Source organism: Crossiella sp. SN42 (genome assembly GCF_023897065.1).
Lineage (GTDB): Bacteria > Actinomycetota > Actinomycetes > Mycobacteriales > Pseudonocardiaceae > Crossiella.
In genome coordinates, this window is sequence record NZ_JAMHIV010000018.1 from 79,485 (window position 1) to 96,385 (window position 16,901).

General features: G+C 73.2%; 16 protein-coding genes. 5 read left to right on the plus strand and 11 right to left on the minus strand.

The window, feature by feature from the left end; translation table 11 throughout:
- Positions 1–35: 35 nt before the first annotated feature.
- On the plus strand, positions 36–863 hold the full coding sequence (locus M8C13_RS22160) for a class I SAM-dependent methyltransferase (RefSeq protein WP_252482576.1): 828 nt from the start codon (positions 36–38) through the stop codon (positions 861–863).
- Complete coding sequence (locus tag M8C13_RS22165; RefSeq protein WP_252482577.1) at positions 860–1,339, plus strand: tetratricopeptide repeat protein; 480 nt, start codon at positions 860–862, stop codon at positions 1,337–1,339. The genes M8C13_RS22160 and M8C13_RS22165 overlap by 4 nt, the downstream gene beginning before the upstream one ends.
- Here the strand turns inward: M8C13_RS22165 and M8C13_RS22170 are convergent.
- The gene (locus M8C13_RS22170) at positions 1,336–2,283 is read right to left on the minus strand and encodes a hypothetical protein (RefSeq protein WP_252482578.1); all 948 of its coding nucleotides are present in this window, start codon (positions 2,281–2,283) and stop codon (positions 1,336–1,338) included. The two genes, M8C13_RS22165 and M8C13_RS22170, sit on opposite strands and share 4 nt — an antisense overlap.
- Before the next feature lie 139 nt (positions 2,284–2,422).
- Here M8C13_RS22170 and M8C13_RS22175 point away from each other — a divergent pair, with 139 nt between their 5' ends.
- The gene (locus M8C13_RS22175; RefSeq protein WP_252482579.1) at positions 2,423–3,544 is read left to right on the plus strand and encodes a hypothetical protein; all 1,122 of its coding nucleotides are present in this window, start codon (positions 2,423–2,425) and stop codon (positions 3,542–3,544) included.
- Here M8C13_RS22175 and M8C13_RS22180 read toward each other — a convergent pair.
- The 6 genes from M8C13_RS22180 to M8C13_RS22205 all read right to left on the minus strand — a co-directional run bounded on the left by M8C13_RS22180 (position 3,486) and on the right by M8C13_RS22205 (position 9,978).
- Complete coding sequence (locus tag M8C13_RS22180) at positions 3,486–5,267, minus strand: cell wall metabolism sensor histidine kinase WalK (protein WP_252482580.1); 1,782 nt, start codon at positions 5,265–5,267, stop codon at positions 3,486–3,488. The genes M8C13_RS22175 and M8C13_RS22180 overlap by 59 nt on opposite strands.
- On the minus strand, positions 5,260–5,955 hold the full coding sequence (locus M8C13_RS22185) for a response regulator transcription factor (RefSeq protein ID WP_252482581.1): 696 nt from the start codon (positions 5,953–5,955) through the stop codon (positions 5,260–5,262). The genes M8C13_RS22180 and M8C13_RS22185 overlap by 8 nt, the downstream gene beginning before the upstream one ends.
- Before the next feature lie 72 nt (positions 5,956–6,027).
- Entirely contained in the window at positions 6,028–8,187 is a 2,160-nt protein-coding gene (locus M8C13_RS22190; RefSeq protein WP_252482582.1) for an alpha-galactosidase, read from the minus strand.
- Between the two features lie 80 nt (positions 8,188–8,267).
- Complete coding sequence (locus tag M8C13_RS22195; protein WP_252482583.1) at positions 8,268–8,756, minus strand: hypothetical protein; 489 nt, start codon at positions 8,754–8,756, stop codon at positions 8,268–8,270.
- 311 nt (positions 8,757–9,067) lie between these two features.
- Positions 9,068–9,253 (minus strand): hypothetical protein, encoded by a 186-nt coding sequence (locus M8C13_RS22200; protein WP_252482584.1) that lies wholly within the window; start codon positions 9,251–9,253, stop codon positions 9,068–9,070.
- A gap of 266 nt (positions 9,254–9,519) precedes the next feature.
- Positions 9,520–9,978 carry a ricin-type beta-trefoil lectin domain protein gene (locus M8C13_RS22205; protein WP_252482585.1) on the minus strand — a complete coding sequence of 153 codons (459 nt, stop codon included), beginning with the start codon at positions 9,976–9,978 and terminating at the stop codon, positions 9,520–9,522.
- 282 nt (positions 9,979–10,260) lie between these two features.
- Between M8C13_RS22205 and M8C13_RS22210 the strand changes: the two genes are divergently transcribed.
- A complete protein-coding gene (locus tag M8C13_RS22210; RefSeq protein WP_252482586.1) occupies positions 10,261–11,052 on the plus strand; it encodes a serine protease in 792 nt (263 codons plus the stop codon).
- A 129-nt stretch (positions 11,053–11,181) separates the two neighbouring features.
- Positions 11,182–13,755, plus strand: a complete 2,574-nt coding sequence (locus tag M8C13_RS22215) for an AAA family ATPase (protein ID WP_252482587.1) — start codon at positions 11,182–11,184, stop codon at positions 13,753–13,755.
- Positions 13,756–14,648: 893 nt separating this feature from the next.
- Here the strand turns inward: M8C13_RS22215 and M8C13_RS22220 are convergent.
- From M8C13_RS22220 to M8C13_RS22230, 4 genes are all read right to left on the minus strand, one after another.
- Positions 14,649–15,893, minus strand: coding sequence for an FAD-dependent monooxygenase (locus tag M8C13_RS22220; RefSeq protein WP_252482588.1), 1,245 nt, complete (start codon positions 15,891–15,893; stop codon positions 14,649–14,651).
- Complete coding sequence (locus tag M8C13_RS22225) at positions 15,890–16,303, minus strand: hypothetical protein (RefSeq protein ID WP_252482589.1); 414 nt, start codon at positions 16,301–16,303, stop codon at positions 15,890–15,892. The genes M8C13_RS22220 and M8C13_RS22225 overlap by 4 nt, the downstream gene beginning before the upstream one ends.
- A gap of 22 nt (positions 16,304–16,325) precedes the next feature.
- Positions 16,326–16,448, minus strand: a complete 123-nt coding sequence (locus M8C13_RS44620) for a hypothetical protein (protein ID WP_256509479.1) — start codon at positions 16,446–16,448, stop codon at positions 16,326–16,328.
- An 86-nt stretch (positions 16,449–16,534) separates the two neighbouring features.
- Positions 16,535–16,834, minus strand: coding sequence for a hypothetical protein (locus M8C13_RS22230; protein WP_252482590.1), 300 nt, complete (start codon positions 16,832–16,834; stop codon positions 16,535–16,537).
- Between the last annotated feature and the right edge of the window lie 67 nt (positions 16,835–16,901).

Here is a 16,901-nt window from a genome sequence, read left to right on the forward strand (position 1 = left end):
GCCGGGCACCGGTAAGCGGGTCGATACTGACCGGCATGGACCGCGAGAAGGTCGACCTCACCGGCGCCCCGGCGACCATGCTGGCCACCCTGTACAGCAAGGCGGTGGACGCGCGCTCGGCCGGCTCGGTGCTGCACGATGAGACCGCGGCGCGCGCGGTGGACCGGATCGACTACGACTTCAGCCGCACCGGCCTGCCCGCCCGCGACGGGATCTCCGCGGTGCTGCGCTCCAAGGAGTTCGACCGCCGCGCCCGCGAGGTGCTGACGAAGCAGCCGGAGCTGACCGTGCTGCACCTGGGCTGCGGCCTGGACACCCGGGTCTACCGGCTGGACCCGCCGCCCACGGTGTCCTGGTACGACGTGGACTACCCGGCGGTCATCGAGCTGCGCCGCCGCCTCTACCCCGAGCGCCCCGGCCTGTTCCCGCTCGCCCGCTCGGTGGAGGACCCCGGGCTGCTGGACGGCATCCCCGGCGAGGGCCCGGTGCTGGTGCTCGCCGAGGGCGTCACCCTGTACCTGCGCACCGAGCAGGGCCTGGCCACCTTCGGCCGCATCATCGAGCACTTCCCCGCGGGCACGCTGATCTTCGACGGCTACAGCTCGGCCGGCATCTGGGTCCAGCAGCGCACCGGCGTGGTCAAAGCCTCCGGCGCCCGCCTGGACTGGGCGATCAACGACCCCGGGGAGCTGACCAGGCTGGTGCCGGGGCTGGTCTTCGACGAGGAGTGGTGGTTCCCCTCCCCCGCCGACCTGCGCGCGCACTACCCGTGGTTCCAGCGGCAGGTCCTGCGCGCGCTGTTCGCCTCCCCGTTCAAGCGACTCGGCCGCGGCCTGACCTACCACTTCGGGAGCACCCGATGACCGACCCGGAATGGGAGGGCCGGCTGGCCGCGACCTGGGCCCAGCGGTACACAGTGGACGGTGCGGAGCTGGTGGCGGAGGTGGAGGACCTGACCGCCGAGCTGCCAGCGGACAACCCGGTGGCCGCCTTCGAGCGGGCCTGCTCCTGGGAGGCCTCCGGCCACTGCGACCGCGCGGTGCCGCTGTACCGCCAGGCGCTGACCGGTGGCCTGGACGAGCACCTGCGGCGGCGCGCGGTGATCCAGCTGGCGAGCTCGCTGCGCAACCTGGGCGAGACGGCCGAGAGCGTGCGGCTGCTCACCGAGGAACGCGACCGCGGCCCGGACGAGCTGGACGGCGCGGTGCGGGCCTTCCTCGCGCTGGCGCTGGCCGACTGCGGACGGGAACGCGAGGCGCTGGCGATCACCCTGGAAGCCCTGGGCCCGCACGTCTCCTGCTACCGGCGGGCCGTGGTGGAGCAGGCCAAGCGGCTTTAGGGAAAGGCGCGCAGCGGCAGGCGGTAGGCCAGCCGTCTGGTGGAGACCCGCAGGCCCAGCGCGACCAGTGCCTGCCACAGCACCCGGTCCCGCTCCTCGGTGATCTCCACCAGCAGCACCTCCGGATGCCGCGCCCGCAGCTCCCGCACCGCGTGCGCGATCAGCGCGGCCAGCTCCAGCGGGAACGCGCCGTGGTGCCACACCCGCCCGATCACCGCCTTGGCGCCCGAGCAGACCACGCTGAGCTCGGCCAGCACCGCGCCGCAGCCCGCCCGCAGGTCCGCGCGCAGGTCAGCCTCCAATGCAGCCAGCTCCAGCCGGAGGTCATCGGGCCGGTGTGGGTGGCCGGTGACCGCGGCGCGCAGGTCGGCGTAGCCCGCCAGGTCCGGCCCGGTCGGTTCGGTGGCCACGCAGGCGGTGCGGGCGGTGGGGATGTCGGCGGGCGGGGCCCAGATCGGCAGGCCGGGGATGAGCCACTGGCGGGACAGCTCGCGGTCCTCGGTGGCGCCGAGGGCCAGGGCCAGCTGGTAGTCGATCTCGTCGTCGGTGCTGGACCACAGCAGCGCGGTGCGGTCCTGGTCGCGGGCCAGGGTGGCGGCGGCGTCGATCAGGGCGGCCAGCAGCGCCAGTTCCTGGTCGCTGAGCCCGATGAACAGCGGGAACCCGTCCACCAGCCGGTCGGTCTGCCGCTCGGTCAGGGTCCAGCGCACGGTGGCCGCCGGCGCGCCCTCGTCGGTGAGCACCGCCCAGCCCGCGACCCGCTCCCCGTCCCTGGCGACCACGGTGGCCAGCAGGCCGGGGGTCGTCTCGGCGGGGACGGGATCGGCTCCGGCGGCGGCGCGCAGGTCGGCGAGCAGGGCGGCTGGCAGGTCGGGGTCGGTGCTGGTCTCCACGGTGTAGCGGCCCCAGGCGGCGACGGCGTGTTCGATGGTGCTGGTGTCCACGAGCCCAGTCTGTGCAGGCCCAGGGGCTGGATCCAGGTCGAGGGCCGATCTCTCACAAGTTCGGCACAGGAGTCGAACAAGTTCTGCGCGATCGCCCCGGTTGACTCACGATGTGCCGGGGACGAACGGAGCGCGGCGAATGGCAGATCGGGAACGGCGGCGGATGGAGCTGTGGTTCCGGCGGCAAGGGTTGCCCTGGCTGGTGCACGAGCGGGACGGGTTCGGCCAGGTGCTGCTGCGGGTCGCGCCCGCGGTGACCGCGCTGGTGCTCTACGACCTGATGACCACCGAGTTCAGCCTGCTGGTGCCCGACACCGACGAGGAGTTCGGCACCTTCATCACCGACCCGCTGCTGGCCCTGCTCTACTACAGCAACTTCGCGCTGATCTACCTGGTGCCGGTGCTGGGCGCGTGGCAGGTGCTGCACTGGACGCGGAACCGGGAGCCGAGCGCGGGCAGCACCGCGCTGGTGCTCGCGCTGTGCCTGGCCGAGGTGTTCGGCGTGCCCGCGGTGGACTACCTGGCCGGTTTCGCCGAGGGCGACTGGCCAGCGGTCCTGCACGGGCTGGGCTGGGTGCTGGTGTTCGGGCTGCTGGCCGCGGCCGGGGCAGGCGCGGTGTTCCTGTGGGCGCTGCGGGTGGCGCTGCGGCAACTGCGGGTGCTGGGACTGCTGGCCAGCAGGGCGTTGCCGCTGCTGCTGTTGTTCGTCACGTTCTTCTTCTTCAACGCCGAGATCTGGCAGATCACCTCCACCCTGCCGCGCCCGGCGCTGTGGGGTGTGCTCGGGCTGTTCTCCGCGGTGGGCCTGCTGTTCCTGTTCGCGGTGGCCCAGGACGAGCTGCGGGAGCTGGCCGCGGAGACCGGGCCGGAGCGGGTTCCGTTGCGGCGCAGGGAGAACGCGAACCTGGTGACGGTGCTGGCGCTGGCCCAGGCGTTGCAGGCGGCGGTGTTCGGGGTGCTGGTGTTCGCCTTCTTCCTCACGCTCGGGTCGATGGCGATCCGGCCGGAGGTGGTGAAGATGTGGCTGACCAAGGACCCGACCAGCGGCAAGCTGTTCGGTGTGCTGCTGCCGGTGTCCCAGGAGCTGGTGCACGCCTCGATGTTCCTGGCGGTGTTCTCCGCGCTGTACTTCACCACCGCGGTCTTCACCGACGGCAAGTACCGCGACGCGTTCTTCCACCCGCTGCTGGGCGAGATCACGCTCAGCCTGGCGGCGCGGCGGGAGTACCTGGCCCGGTGGCCGAGGGCAGCCGCAGGGTGAACGCCGAGCCCTGGCCGGGGGTGCTGGTCGCGGTGACCGTGCCGCCGTGCGCCTCGATCAGCCTGCGCACGATGACCAGCCCGAGGCCGCTGCCGCCGGTGCGCCTGCTGCGCGACTTCTCCGCCCGCCAGAACCGGTCGAACACCCGGTCCAGCTCGGCCGGCGCGATGCCCGATCCGTTGTCCGCCACCGTGATCAGCACCTCCCCGGCCTGAGCGCTCGCGGAGAGGGTGACCCGGCCGCCGCGCGGGGTGTGCCGCAGCGCGTTGCTCACCAGGTTGGCCACCGCCTGCCGCAGCCGCACCGGATCCGCTTGCACCACAAGGCTTTCCCCCGCGTCCACGGTCAGCTCGACGCCGAGCCCGGCGGCCTGGGCCTGGTTGGCCACCGCGACGCTGAGCAGGGTCTCGGCCACCGTCAGCCGTTGCGGGTGCAGGCTCAGCTGACCGGACTCGGCCAGCGCCAGGTCCTGCAGGTCGTCGATGAGTTGTTGCAGGGTCAGGGTTTCGGTGAGCAGCACGGTGATCAGCTCGGGTTCCATCGGGCGCTGGCCGTCGGCGGCGGCCTCCAGCCAGCCGCGCAGCGTGGTCAGCGGGCTGCGCAGCTCGTGCGAGATGTCGCCGATCATGTCCTTGCGCTGCCGCTCGACCCGTTCCAGGTGCGCGGAGAGCTCGTTGAAGACCTCCGAGAGCCGCCCGATCTCCCCGGCGTCGGTGACCGCGACCCGGGCCGAGGTGTCGCCGTCGCGCATGCGTTCGGCGGTGGCGGCCAGCGCGTGCACCGGGCGCAGCAGCCGGGCCGCGAGGTAGGCGCTGACCAGGATCACCACCAGCAGCACCAGGCCACCGGCGAGCACCAGCGGCCAGGTCCCGGCCGCGGTCAGCCCGCCGACGCCGGGTGGCTCGACGAGGAACAGCAGCGCGGCGGGGGCGACGAACCCGGTGAGCTGGTGCCGCCTGCTCTCGGCCACGCAGCCCAGCAGCTCCTCCTCCTCGTTGCGCTCGGCCGGAGTGGTGATCGAGCCGTCGCCGTCCAGCTCCAGCCGCACCGGCGGCGCGCCCCGCTGCCGCAGGCAGTTCTGCACCATCTCCGACAACGCGGCCAGCGCGGTGTTCTCGGTGGCGCTGGGGGTGCGCAGCGCGGCGGCGCCGCAGGGGTCCTCGGCGTCGGCGTAGAAGTCCGCGGCCACCGCACGGCCGCTGGCCAGCGTCTCCACCGTGGTGCGGAAACCGTTGCGGCGCAGGCAGTCCACCACCTGCTCGGCCCGGCGTGCGGACTGTTTGCGTTCCTCCTCGCCCAGCCGGAACGGCCCGGCGGCGCGCGGGTCGATGCCGTCCTGGTCGTCCGCGCCGGCCAGCGCGGGGTTCACCTCCAGCGCGTCCACGGTGCTGGCGGCCTTGGCGGGCAACGGGGTGCCGGGCGCGGAGTCCACGATCACGTTGCGGTCCCTGGTGGTCAGCGCGATCCGGCGACCGGTGCGCTGGGCCAGGTCGGTGACCAGTGGCGCGGCCTCGTCCCAGCGCGGGTGGGTGGCCGCGTAGCCGAGCAGCTCCTCATAGATCACGGTGTCCTCGGCCAGGGTCTGGCCCTGTTCGGCGCGGATGGCCTGGCTGGTGTTGCGCGCGGCCAGCCAGGCGGTGGCCGCGACCGTGCAGGCGCCGACCAGCACGGTGGCCGCGAGCAGCCGGGTGAACATCCGGTGCCGCAGGCGGACCTCACGCATCGGCGGGCTGCTCGGCGAGCTTGTAGCCCACGCCGTAGACGGTGAGCAGGTAGGCCGGGTTGCGCGGGGAGCGCTCGATCTTCTTGCGCAGGTTCATGATGTGCACGTCGATGGCCCGCTCGGTGACGAACTCGTGCCCGAACACCTGCTCGATGAGCTGCCGCCGCTCGAACACCCGCCCCGGCCGCTCGGCCAGCGCGGCCAGCAGCCGGAACTCCGCGGCCGCGCAGTCCACCCGCTGTCCGCGCATGGTCACCTCGTGCCGCACCGGGTCCACCACCAGCTCGCCCACCCGGTACCGCGGTTCCGGCGGCGCGGCGGTGTGCCTGCCGCGCCACAGCAGCGCGCGCACCCTGGCCATCAGCTCACGCGGGCTGTACGGCTTGGTGAGGTAGTCGTCGGCGCCCGCGGCGAACCCGCGCAGCAGATCGTCCTCTGTGGACCGTGCGGTGAGCATCAGCACCGGCAGGTCGAACTCCGCGCGCAGCGAGCGGCAGACCTCCACGCCCTCCACCTCGGGCAGCATCAGGTCCAGCACCAGCAGGTCGGGCCGCCGGGCGCGGACCGCGCGCATCGCGGCAGGCCCGTCCTCGGCCACGTCCACCGTGTGCCCCTCCCTGGTCAGCTGGAAGGTCAGCAGCTCGGCCTGCCGGGGATCGTCCTCGGCGACGACGATGTGGGCGCACACGGGTCCATTATGGTCGGGCGGCCCGGTCCCGCCCGGAGAGTCGAGCCGGCAGCCGGTCCCGCGCCCTCCCGGTCAGTCCCGCCGGAGCTCGAACAGCATGGCCTGCTGCGGGTCCAGGGACGGCAGCGGCGCCCCGGCCGTGGCCAGCACCGCACCGGGCAGCCGCACCCAGTCCCGCACCGCCTCCGCCACCCAGGCCGGCGGGGCGACCTGCCTGGTCGAGGGCAGGCCCAGCTCGGTGCGCACCCGCACCCGGTAGGCCGCGGCCGGGTCGAGCCCCGGGAAGCGGACCCGCCCGGACTGGCCCTCCGGCGAGCTGGCCAGCCGCGCCCAGCAGAACAGCGCCGAGTCCGCCCCGACCACGCCGTGCAGCAGGGTCTGCTCGCCGGGCAGGTCGGCCCGCACCACCCGGCCGCCGTGCAGCAGCGGCCGGAACTCCCGGTACAGCCCGGCCCAGGCGGTGAACTTGGCCAGCTGCTCGGCGGGCAGCTTGGTCAGGTCGGCCTCGATCCCGGCGTGGCCGAACAGCGCGGTGGCGAACCGGAAGGAGTCGTCGGTGTCCCGGCCGGTGGTGTGGCTGTGCCGGTCGCCGACGTGCGCGCCGATCAGCTCCGGCGGGATCAGCTGGGCGGTCCAGCGCTGGATCTGCTGGCGTTCCACCGGGTCGTTGCAGTCCGAGCCCCACACCCGGTCGGTGCGGGCCAGGATGCCCAGGTCGACCCGGCCGCCGCCACCGGCGCAGCTCTCGATCTCCAGCGCGGGGAAGCGGGCCTTGAGCTCGTCGAGCATCCGGTACAGCGCCAGGGTCTGCGCCCGGCCGCCGGGCCGGTCGCCCGCCGGGTCGCGGTGCACGGCCTCGTGCAGCTCCCGGTTGTGGTCCCACTTGAGGTAGTCGATCCGGTACTCCTCGACCAGCGCGACCAGCCTGCCCAGGATGTGCCGGTAGGCCTCGGGGTGGCCGAGGTTGAGCACGTACTGGTGCCGCGAGGGCGCGCCGAGCCCGGCGCTGGGGCCGAGCAGCCAGTCCGGGTGCGCGCGGGCCAGGTCCGAGTCCAGGTTGATCATCTCGGGTTCCACCCAGAGCCCGAACTGCATGCCCAGGCCGCGCACGTGCTCCACCAGCGGACCGAGACCCCGCGGCCACATCTCCGCCGAGACCTCCCAGTCACCGAGCCCGCGGGTGTCGTCCCGGCGGCTGCCGAACCAGCCGTCGTCCAGCACCAGGCGTTCGACGCCGACCTGGGCCGCGGCGTCGGCGAGCTCGCGCAGCCGGTCCAGGTCGTGGTCGAAGTAGACGGCCTCCCAGGTGTTGAGCACCAGCGGCCGCGGGTTGGCCGGATGCTGCGGCCGGGCCCGCAGCCGGCGGTGCAGCCGGTCGGCGACACCGTCCAGGCCCTGGTCGGAGAAGACGAACAGGCACTCCGGACTTTCGTACACCTCACCCGCGCCCAGCCGGACCTCGCCGGGGGTCAGCAGCTCGCCGCCGCCGAGCACCGCGGCGTGCGCGCCCGCGCCCTCGGGGAGCTGCTCGGCGAGGTAGCGCTGGTTGCCGCTCCAGGCCACGTGCAGGCCCCACACCTCGCCGGAGCCGAAGCCGAAGCCCGGGGTGCCGGCCAGCAGCAGGTGCGGCGAGTCGAGACCGGGCTTGCCGCGCCGGACCTCGCGGACGTGGCTGCCGAAGACCAGCGGGGTGCGCTGCGGGGTCCGTTCGCGGCACCACTTGCCGGTGAAGTCCAGCAGCTCACCGGCTCGCCGGGGCAGCGGCAGCAGCGTGCTGACCCCGGCCAGGTCGTACGGCTGTCCTGCCGACCGGCCGGTCAGACTGGACCGCACGGCCAGCACCCCGTCCTCGTCCAGGTGGTAGCGCAGCTCGACGTCGAGTTCGGAGATCTCGTCGGTCAGCCGCATGACCAGCAGGTTCTCCGCCAGCTCGGCCTCGGTGAGCCGGAGGCGCGGGGTGGTGCGGCGACCGGCCCGGTGGCCCTGGTGCGCGGGGGTGCCGGACCAGCCGTCGGCCTCGGTGGGCCAGACGGTGAGCGTGCGCGGCAGGTCCGGCGCGTTGTTGAGCACCGCCGCGGTCGCGGTGGAGGCCAGCGCGGCCAGACCGGACGCGGTCAGCTCGCCGAGGTCCGCGCCCCAGTGCAGCAGCACCGGGAGCTCGCCGGTCAGGTCCACCACCACGCCGACCCCTGCCGCGCGGAGCTGGACGATCTCCCCGTCACACCTGGCCATCGGACCCCTCTCCGCACTGCTCGTGAGTCACCGCGTCGCCAGCAGATCCTCGCACCCGTATCCGATCACGGAAAGCGCCTTCAGCGGGCCGAGGCGCGGGCGTAGAGCCTGCCGGTGATCTTGGCGGTGAACTGCGGCCCGGTGAGGTGCCGCGAGCAACCGGGCCGCGGCTGCGCCCCCGGGTTCGGCGTGGGGCACCGGTTGCCGCTAGCGTCGAGGTAGCCGCCGTGCACGTTGACCCCGACCACCGTGCCCAGGCCCAGTTCCCGGTTGAGCAGCGCGATCCGCGGCCCGCCGCTGGCCCCGCCGCCCATGTCGCAGCCCACGCCCCACTCATCCGGCGAGGCCGGGAACTCCGCGCTGCCCCGGTCCCGCAGCGGCGTGCCCCAGCACCGCGCGAGTCGCATCCCGGTGAACGCGGTCCCCGGCGCGACGCTAGCCCCGTCCGGTCCGTTCTCCGGCGGACCACCCGATCCGGGGTCACCCACCGCCATCCGGGCGATCCGCTCCGGCGTCCAGTAGTCACGCACCGCCTGCTGCTCGGCGGCGGACTGGGCCAGCTCATGCACCAGCACCTCGTCCGCGGCAACGGAAGTTGAGTCTCGTCATGCCCGGAGATCGTCACGGACCACTGTTTGGGTCCTGTTTGGAAACGGTGATGATCCCGTCTGTCACACCATCCGGGCAGCCGGTTCCGCAGGCGGCCGGAACGTCATAAAGTGCACGCCATGTCACAGCCTGTTCCCAGCCCGCACCCCGACGCCCCGATCCCCGCGCCACAGCCGATGGAGGACACCCTCACCATGAGCCTCGAAGAGCTGCGCGCCCTGATCGACTGACCAGCCTGCCCCCCAGATCCCACCTGCGGCACCAGGTGGGATCACTCGTTTTCCGGGCCGGGCACCAGGACGATCTCCGCCTCCGCCACCGAGTGCGGCCCCTCCAGCACCAGCAGCCGGGCGCCGGCGCAGGTGCGGCCCCGACCAGGCAACGCCGCCGCCGTCGACAGCCCGGACTGGCGTCCACCTTGGTTCGCGCTCAGCCAGCGAACCACCACTTCCGCCATGGACCGCTCGATTCGCCGCACGCGTTGATGACGCCCCACGCTCCGCGGCCAGAGCGAGGTCCGCGTCCCGCGGCCCAAGACGGCCGGTCACATTCGCGGCGACGCGAATATGACCGGTCGTCTTAGAGGTGGTTTCGCAATGGTCTTGGCGGAAGCGCGTTCAACAACCCAGCGGACCCCGCCGAGTCCGGAACCATGCTCGGCACCCCGTCAGGCGTCTCGGCCAGCGACCAGTTGGTTCGCAGGACCTGCGGCGGTGTGCCTGCTCAGGCGTTGAGGTACCAGCGCTGTTCAACGCGGTCCCAGTCGCAGGTGTGCAGGCTCACCTGGGCCCCGTCGCCCTCATAGGTCGCGCAGAGGCCCGTCTCGACGTTGCGCAGCTGTTTCTGGTTGTACGCGCCACGGATGCGCCACCGCTGCCCCGGGTCGTCGCGATCGCACTTCGCGCCGATGACCCGACCCCCGTCGGCGGTGGCACACAGGCCGGTCGCGACGTTCCGGATGGTGCGGTTCGACCGAAAAACCCAGCGCTGGCCGTCGTCATCGCCAGGGTCCGCGGTGATGGTGGGCGCGCGGTCTTCACCGGCCTGGTGCCAGACCCGTTCCGTGCCGTTCGCGGACTCGATCACGTAGCTGCCTGGTTCGTCCGCGCCGGCGGCCGGCGCGGTCAATGTCCCGGCCGCGACGATGGCGAGCAGAGCGGTGAATGCTGGACGCATCAACATGATTGTCCTTCTTCCTATGGGCTCGGCCCACCAGTGCTACCCCGCCCAGCTCTACGCCTATACACGTCGAACACCATCGAGCAGAGGGATAACCTGTCGTGGAGCGACGATGAACCGACGCTACTGTCCGTAGCCGCGGCCGTACGCCCCAAGACTGGACCGCAGCCGGCCAGCGGCAGTTTGCGCCCCGGCCATGACGTCTTGCCGCCACCGCGACGACCAGACCCGGCCGCGCTGATATCACCGGCGACGAACTCACCCTTGCACAGTAAGGAGTTCGTCATGGCCACAAGATCGATCCCCCTGCTCACCCTGCTGCTCGCGGCCAGCCTGCTCTCCCCCGCCGCGAACGCCGCACCGTCGGACACCCTCGACTACTGGACCCCGGAACGGATGGCCACCGCCACCTCCCCGGACACCGGCGACCAGGCCCTCGGCGTGCGCGCCGAGCTGACCAAGGCCCCCCGGCCCTACACCGCGCCCGGCACCCGGGTGCACGGCAAGGTGTTCTGGACCAAGGGCGGCCGGAACAGCTGGTGCTCGGCGAGCGTGGTCACCGCGCCGAACAGGTCGATGGTGTGGTCGGCGGCGCACTGCCTGTCCGGCACCACCAACGTGATGTTCGTGCCCGCCTACAACTCCGCGGGCACCGGGGACGCGCCGTACGGGCGCTGGCCCGCCCGGAAGGTGGCCACCAGCGGCAACGACCACGCGCTCACCGTGGTCACCCAGGTCGGCGGCAAGAACCTGGAGGATGTGGTGGGCGCCAACGGGATCCGGTTCACCGGGCCGATCGGCGGGCGCACCACGGTGTGGGGCTACCCGGCCGCGCGGATCTGGACCGGGCGGGACCTGACCTACTGCGACCAGCCGACGCGGGTCAGCGGGTCCAGCGTGCGGACCGCCTGTGACACCGAGGGCGGCAGCAGCGGCGGCGGGTACATCACCGGGGCGAGCACGCCGACCGGGCTGGGATACCTGTGGGCCAACCACTCGGCAGGGGCCGGGGCCACCGCGATCGGCGTGGTCTTCGGCGCCACCGCGGAACAGCTGTACCGGGCCAACATGAACTAGCCCCCGAACGCCCGCCCGGCCGGGCTGTCAACGACCGGCCGGGCGGTCCGGAGGGACGACCTCCGTTCCATCTGATTGCGGTGCCAGGCCGGCACGCGGAATGCTGGAAGGTGGATCAAGGGGGGCGTTATGCGGACACTTCTCGGCCGGGAGCTACCCGTGGCCGAGCTGGCCGGGGCGCTGGCGCGGGCCGAGGCCGGGCGGGGCGGGCTGGTGCTGCTGACCGGCGAGGCGGGCATCGGCAAGACCGCGCTGGCCGAGCACGTCACCGGGACCGCGGCGGCGCGCGGGTTCCGCACCCGCTGGGGCAGCAGCGGCGGACCCGCGTTCTGGCCGTGGATCCAGGTGCTGCGGCAGCACCACGCCGAGCTGGGCACCGGCGGGGAACACCCGTGGCTGCGGCCGCTGCCGGTCGCCCCCCGGCCGGACGAGCTCGCGCGGTTCCGGCTCTTCGACGACCTGGCCGGGCTGCTCACCGCGGACCGGGCGCCAACGCTGGTGGTGCTCGACGACCTGCACTGGGCGGACGAGGGCACGGTGCGCTGCCTGGAGTTCCTGGTGCCGCAGCTGCGTTCGGCGCCACTGCTGGTGGTCGGGGCATGCCGGGAGGCGCCGGAGGGCGAGCTGGCGCGGCTGGGCGAGCGGATCGAGCTGACCGGGCTGGACGCGGCGGCCACCGGCTCCCTGCTGAACCAGGTGACCGGGACCGCGCCGGAGCCGGAGCTGCTCGCCGCGGTGCACCAGCGCTGCGGCGGCAACCCGTTCCTGGCCACCGAGCTGGCCCGGCTGCTACGGCACACCGCGGCGCCGGTCGCACTGGCCACCGTGCCCGCCGGGGTGCGGCAGGTGACCGCGCTGCGGCTGGCCGAGCTGCCATCGGACGCGGTGGACCTGCTCTGCCAGGCCGCGGTGCTCGGGCTGACCGTGGACATCCGGGAACTGGCCCACATGGCCGGTTTGAGCACGTCAGAGACCTGCTCCCGGCTCGCCGAACCCCTCCGCCAAGGCCTGATTTCACAACAAGCGGAGCACCTGCTACGCTTCCCGCACAGCCTGCTCCAGGAGGCGGTAGCCGACCGGATACCCGCACCGGAGCGAGCCGCGTCGCATCGCCGGGCCGCCACGGCGATCGCCGCGTGCGCTCGCGCCGATGAGGCCTCCAGCCGGCTTGCCGAGCACCTCACCCTGGGCGAGCGAGGGGACGAGGCCGCCGTGCACCGGGTGCGCGCGGGCCGGGCCGCGTTCCGGGCGCTGGCCTACGAGGACGCGGCCGTCAGCTTCCAGCAGGCCCTGGACCTGCTGGGGGACGACGACCGCGACCGGGTCCGACGGGCCCGGATCCTGCTGGCGCTGGCTGAGGCACGGTTCCACTCGGGCGCGCTGCCGGCGGCGGTGTCCGGGTACGAACAGGCCTTCGACCTGGCTCGCGCGGTCGGTGACGGCGAGACCGCGGCGCGGGCCGCGCTGGGCTGCTGCGTGGGCAACCAGCTCGCGCTGCACGAGCCCCAGCTGGTGCGACGCCTGGAACTGGCCCTGGACGGGCTGCCGCCGGGCGACGGCGAGCTGCGCGCCAGGGTGCTGGCCCGGCTGGCCAAGGAGCTGGACCCGGCCGAGACCAGCAGGGAACGCCGGGGGCTGGTGGCCGGACAGGCACTGGCCATGGCCCGCAGGCTGTGCGGTCCGGATCAACCGGGTGATCCGGCCACGCTGGCCGAGGTGCTGAGCGCGTACCACCAGGCCATGTGGTCGCCGCACAACGCGCGCGAGCGGCTGGTGGTCGCGGCGGAGGCGGCGTCCGCGGCCGAGCGGGCCGGGGCGGACCTGCTGGCCATGGAGGCGCACATGTGGTGCCTGGTGGCCAACCTGGACCTGGGCGAGCGCAACGCCGTGGAGGAGTCGCTGGCCACCACCGGCAGGCTGGCCGAACGGCTGCGACACCCGCTGTGGCTGTACTACCAGCGGCTGTGCGCGGCCACGATCCGGCACGCCGACGGCGACTTCGCCGAGGCCGAGTCGCTGACCAGGCAGGCCCTGACCCACGGCCGCCAGGCCAACCACCCACTGGCCGAGGCCTCCTTCCACCACCACCTGGCCCGCCTGGCCCTGGACCGCGGCGACCTGCCCACCGCCGAAGCCGCCACCAAGGCCTACACCGACCTGATCAACGCGGTGCCCCAACTGTCCCCCGCGCTGCGCTGCGTCACGGTCTGGCTGCGCGCCCGCCTCGGCCACCACCTGGAAGCCAGGTCCCAGCTGGACCGCCTGCTCGCCGACGGCGCCAAACCCCTGGCCGAAACCACCGTCGGCGTACCGGTCGTCCTACTCCTGGCCGAGGTCGCCCACCTCACCCGCGCCAAGGACCACGCCGCCACCCTGGCTGAGGCGCTACGCCCCTACGCCGGCCTGGTCGCCACCTCCGCAGGCAACCCCTTAGGCCTGATCTCCCACGCCCTGGCCAACCTGGCTGTCCTACAAGACCGCCCCGAGGAAGCGGAGTCCCACTTCCAGTCCACAGTGGACCAAGCCCGCCGCATGGGCGCCCGACCCTGGCTGGCCACAGCACGCACGGACTACGCGGAGTTCCTGCGCTCCCGCGACAACCCCCACTCCCACGAACAGGCCCGCCAGGCCGAACAGGAAGCCGCCGCCCTGGGCATGCCCACCCTCGCCGCACGAGCACAAGCCCTGCAAGACAACCGCTAAGACGGCGGCGACCAAGCGGGGGCGGATTCCACTGCGCCGCAAGCCATGAAAGCCCTGCCCGCACGTCGGGCGCAAGCCTTGCCCGCGTCGCGCGGCCGTCGCGCAAGTCCCGCTCCCGTCGCACACAGGCCCCGCCCGCGCCGCGCGCCAGTCGCGCCCAGTCCCGCCACAGTCGCGCGCCGGCCCCACAACTCGCCACCGGGGTCGCCGCCCCCGCTCCGCCCGCCGTGCCACTCGGCCGCTGCTCTCGGTCTGGGACTGCCACTCGGCAGTCGACTCTGGCGTCGCGCCACTGGACCACCGGCCTGGACGCACGCCCGACGGCCGCGCGGGGCGGGCAGGCTCGCGCGACGGGGGTGGGGCTGGGGTGCCGCGTGGGCGGGACTGGGACGGCGACCGGGCGGCGAGTCGTGGGGCGGGCGCGCGATTGGGGCGGGACTGGGACGGGGCGCGACTGCCGCGCACCGGGTGCGGGGCGGGCGCGGCGGGGCGCGACTGGCGCGCGCCGGGTGCGGGGCAGGTGCGAGGCGGGGCGCGAGCCGCGCGCGCGGCTCGCGCGGCGGGAGCGGGGCAGGCGGCGAGTCGTGGGGCGGGCGCGGCGCGGGCGGGGTTGGCGCGGCGAGAGCAGAGCCGGCGCGGCGGGGGCGGGGTTGGCACGGGGAGAGCGAGGCGGGCGCGGCGAGAGTGGGGCTGGCGCGCGGGGTCGGCGGCTGGGGGGTGTGCCGCCGACCCCGCTTGCGTGCCGGGTTGGGTGTCGAGCGCGACGGCTACTTCGGGGGTGGGGCCGTCACGTCGCCCGGCGGAGCGGTGGTCTGTCGTGGTTCGAGTATGGGCGGTAATCATGTTCTGACAACGGTTCCGGTACCAAAGTCCGGTCAGCGCTGCCCGAAGGTTCAGTCTTTCGGCGTTCGGGCCGGGGCGGGGGCGGGGTGTGTCAGGAGGGTGGTGTCCAGGATCGGGGGCTGGGGGCCGTAGGCGTTGCGGCGGGCGGTGCGGGTGCGGATCCAGGGCAGGGCGGTGAGCAGGCGCAGGAATGGTGGCGGGGCAAGGGTTTTGCCGGTGTCGCGGGCGGTGGCCACTCGGCGTTCTACCCGGGCCTGGTCGGCTTGGACCTCGGTGATGGCGGGTTCGCGGGCTTGCTGGACCGCCGCCAGGTCAGACTCGGTGAGCCGGCCCGTGCGGAGCTTGGGGATGAGCTGGTTGGCGGTTTCCACCGCGTCCTGCACCGCCATCAGGATTCCGTTGCCGCCCACCGGGGAGATGACGTGCGCGGCGTCGCCGAGCAGCAGCACGCCCGGCCGGTGCCAGCGCGGGGCGCGGGCGATCTCCAGCGAGAGCAGGGTGATCTGGTCGAAGTCGGTCAGGGTCTGGATGCGGTCGGACAGCCAGGGCACGTGGGTGCGGACGAAGTCCTGGATGGGGGTGACGCCCGCCTTCTTCGCGGCGGGGTAGCCGCCCTTGGGCAGGGTGTAGCCGACCTGCCAGTCAGCGACGCCGCCGAGCAGGGCCACGTAGTGGTCGCGGCCGAAGTACAGGTCGACGTCGGCCTCGGGTGGGTCCTCCGGGTGGCGGGGCAGGCGGAACCAGAGCAGGTCGCTGCTGGCGCCGAGGGACTCGACCGGCAGGTCGGCCAGGCGTCGCAGGCGGGAGAAGCGGCCGTCGGCGCCGATGACCAGGGTGGCAGGCAGGTCATGTTCGCCGTGGTCGTCGCGGTAGCGGACGCCGGTGACCTGCTCGCCGTCGCGGAGCAGGCCGATCACCTTGGCAGCCATCAGGATCCGGCAGGATGGGAGGGTTTTCGCTTGGGCGGCAAGGAAGTTGAGGAAGCGGACCTGTGGCATCAGGGCCACGTAAGGGAACCGGGAGTCCAGGCCGCGGTAGTCGGCGGCGGTGATGGTGCCGCGCGGGGTGTGGAAGCGGAAGCTGCGGGCCGGGTGGTGCGGCAGGCGCAGCAGGTCCTCGGCCAGGCCCAGGGTGTCCAGCAGCTCCAGGGTGTAGGGGTGCAGGGAGTCGCCGCGGAAGTCGCGGTCGAAGTCCGGTTGCGCCTCCAGCAGGGTCACCGGCACCCCGGCGCGGCCCAGCAGGTAGGCCAGCACCATGCCGCCGGGACCGCCACCGGCCACCACCACACCGGTCACCGGCTGGGCCGGCCGGTCAGCTCCGCGCGGACGGCCTTGGTGAACTCGCTCAGCGCCGCCGTGCTGTCCTCGAACCGGTCGTCCGCGGGCTTGGTGCGCCAGATGATCGCGGAGAGCTCCTCCAGCCGCTGCACCGTCTCCGGCTCGCACAGCAGGTGGATGGCGGCGCGGCTGCGTTGCATCCGGTCGGTCCACTCGGCGCGGGTCTGCTCGTCCACCTCCGGCCGGGCGTCGGCCTGCTTGCGGCGGAAGTTGTACAGGTTGCCCGCGGCCGCGATGTAGTCGGTGGCGCTGGCCAGCTTGTTGTCGCGCAGCCACCTGCGCTCCTCGCGGCGACCGTTGAGCCACACGCCCAACAGCACCCCGATGAGGCTGAGCACCGCTCCGATGACTCCGGCGAGAATGTTCACCGGCACATTCTCGCCCGCCCGGTCAGTCCTGTGCCGCGGTCTGGCCCTCCACCGGTTCGGGTGAGCCGGCCTCCTCACCGCCGCCGGTGAGCGTGGCCGCGCTCCACTGCTGGTCGTCGTACTTGTTCAAGCGGTGTCGCCCCATGGCTGACTCCTCCCCGTGGCTGCGGTGGAGATACCCGGTCAACCGGTAATCGAATCCACAGCCACGGGGAGAGTCACCGCTCCGGGTCAGGCCATGGCGACCAAGCGGTCGTGCAACTCGGCAAGATACCGGTCGTTTTGGCTGCTCAGGCGGGCCAGGTCGATGTCGTGCGGCAATGCTGTGCCGGGGTGGTCGGCCAGCAGGAAGTCCAATGACTCCGACACGATCCGGTAGTCCGGGATCGTGAGCTGGTCGGCGCGCAGCCGCACCTCTTCGGCCAGGTCAGGCGGCAGGACCACGCGGTGGTGGGTGACCGTGTGGCCCTCCTCCACGGTGGCGGCGAACTCGTGGCTCGCCATCGGCCGGATGTCCACGTGTTGACTCATGGTCGTCACCTCCTCCGCCCCCGGCTACCCGGGTGCGCTGACAACTAACTGGTGTGTTCCGGCGCTG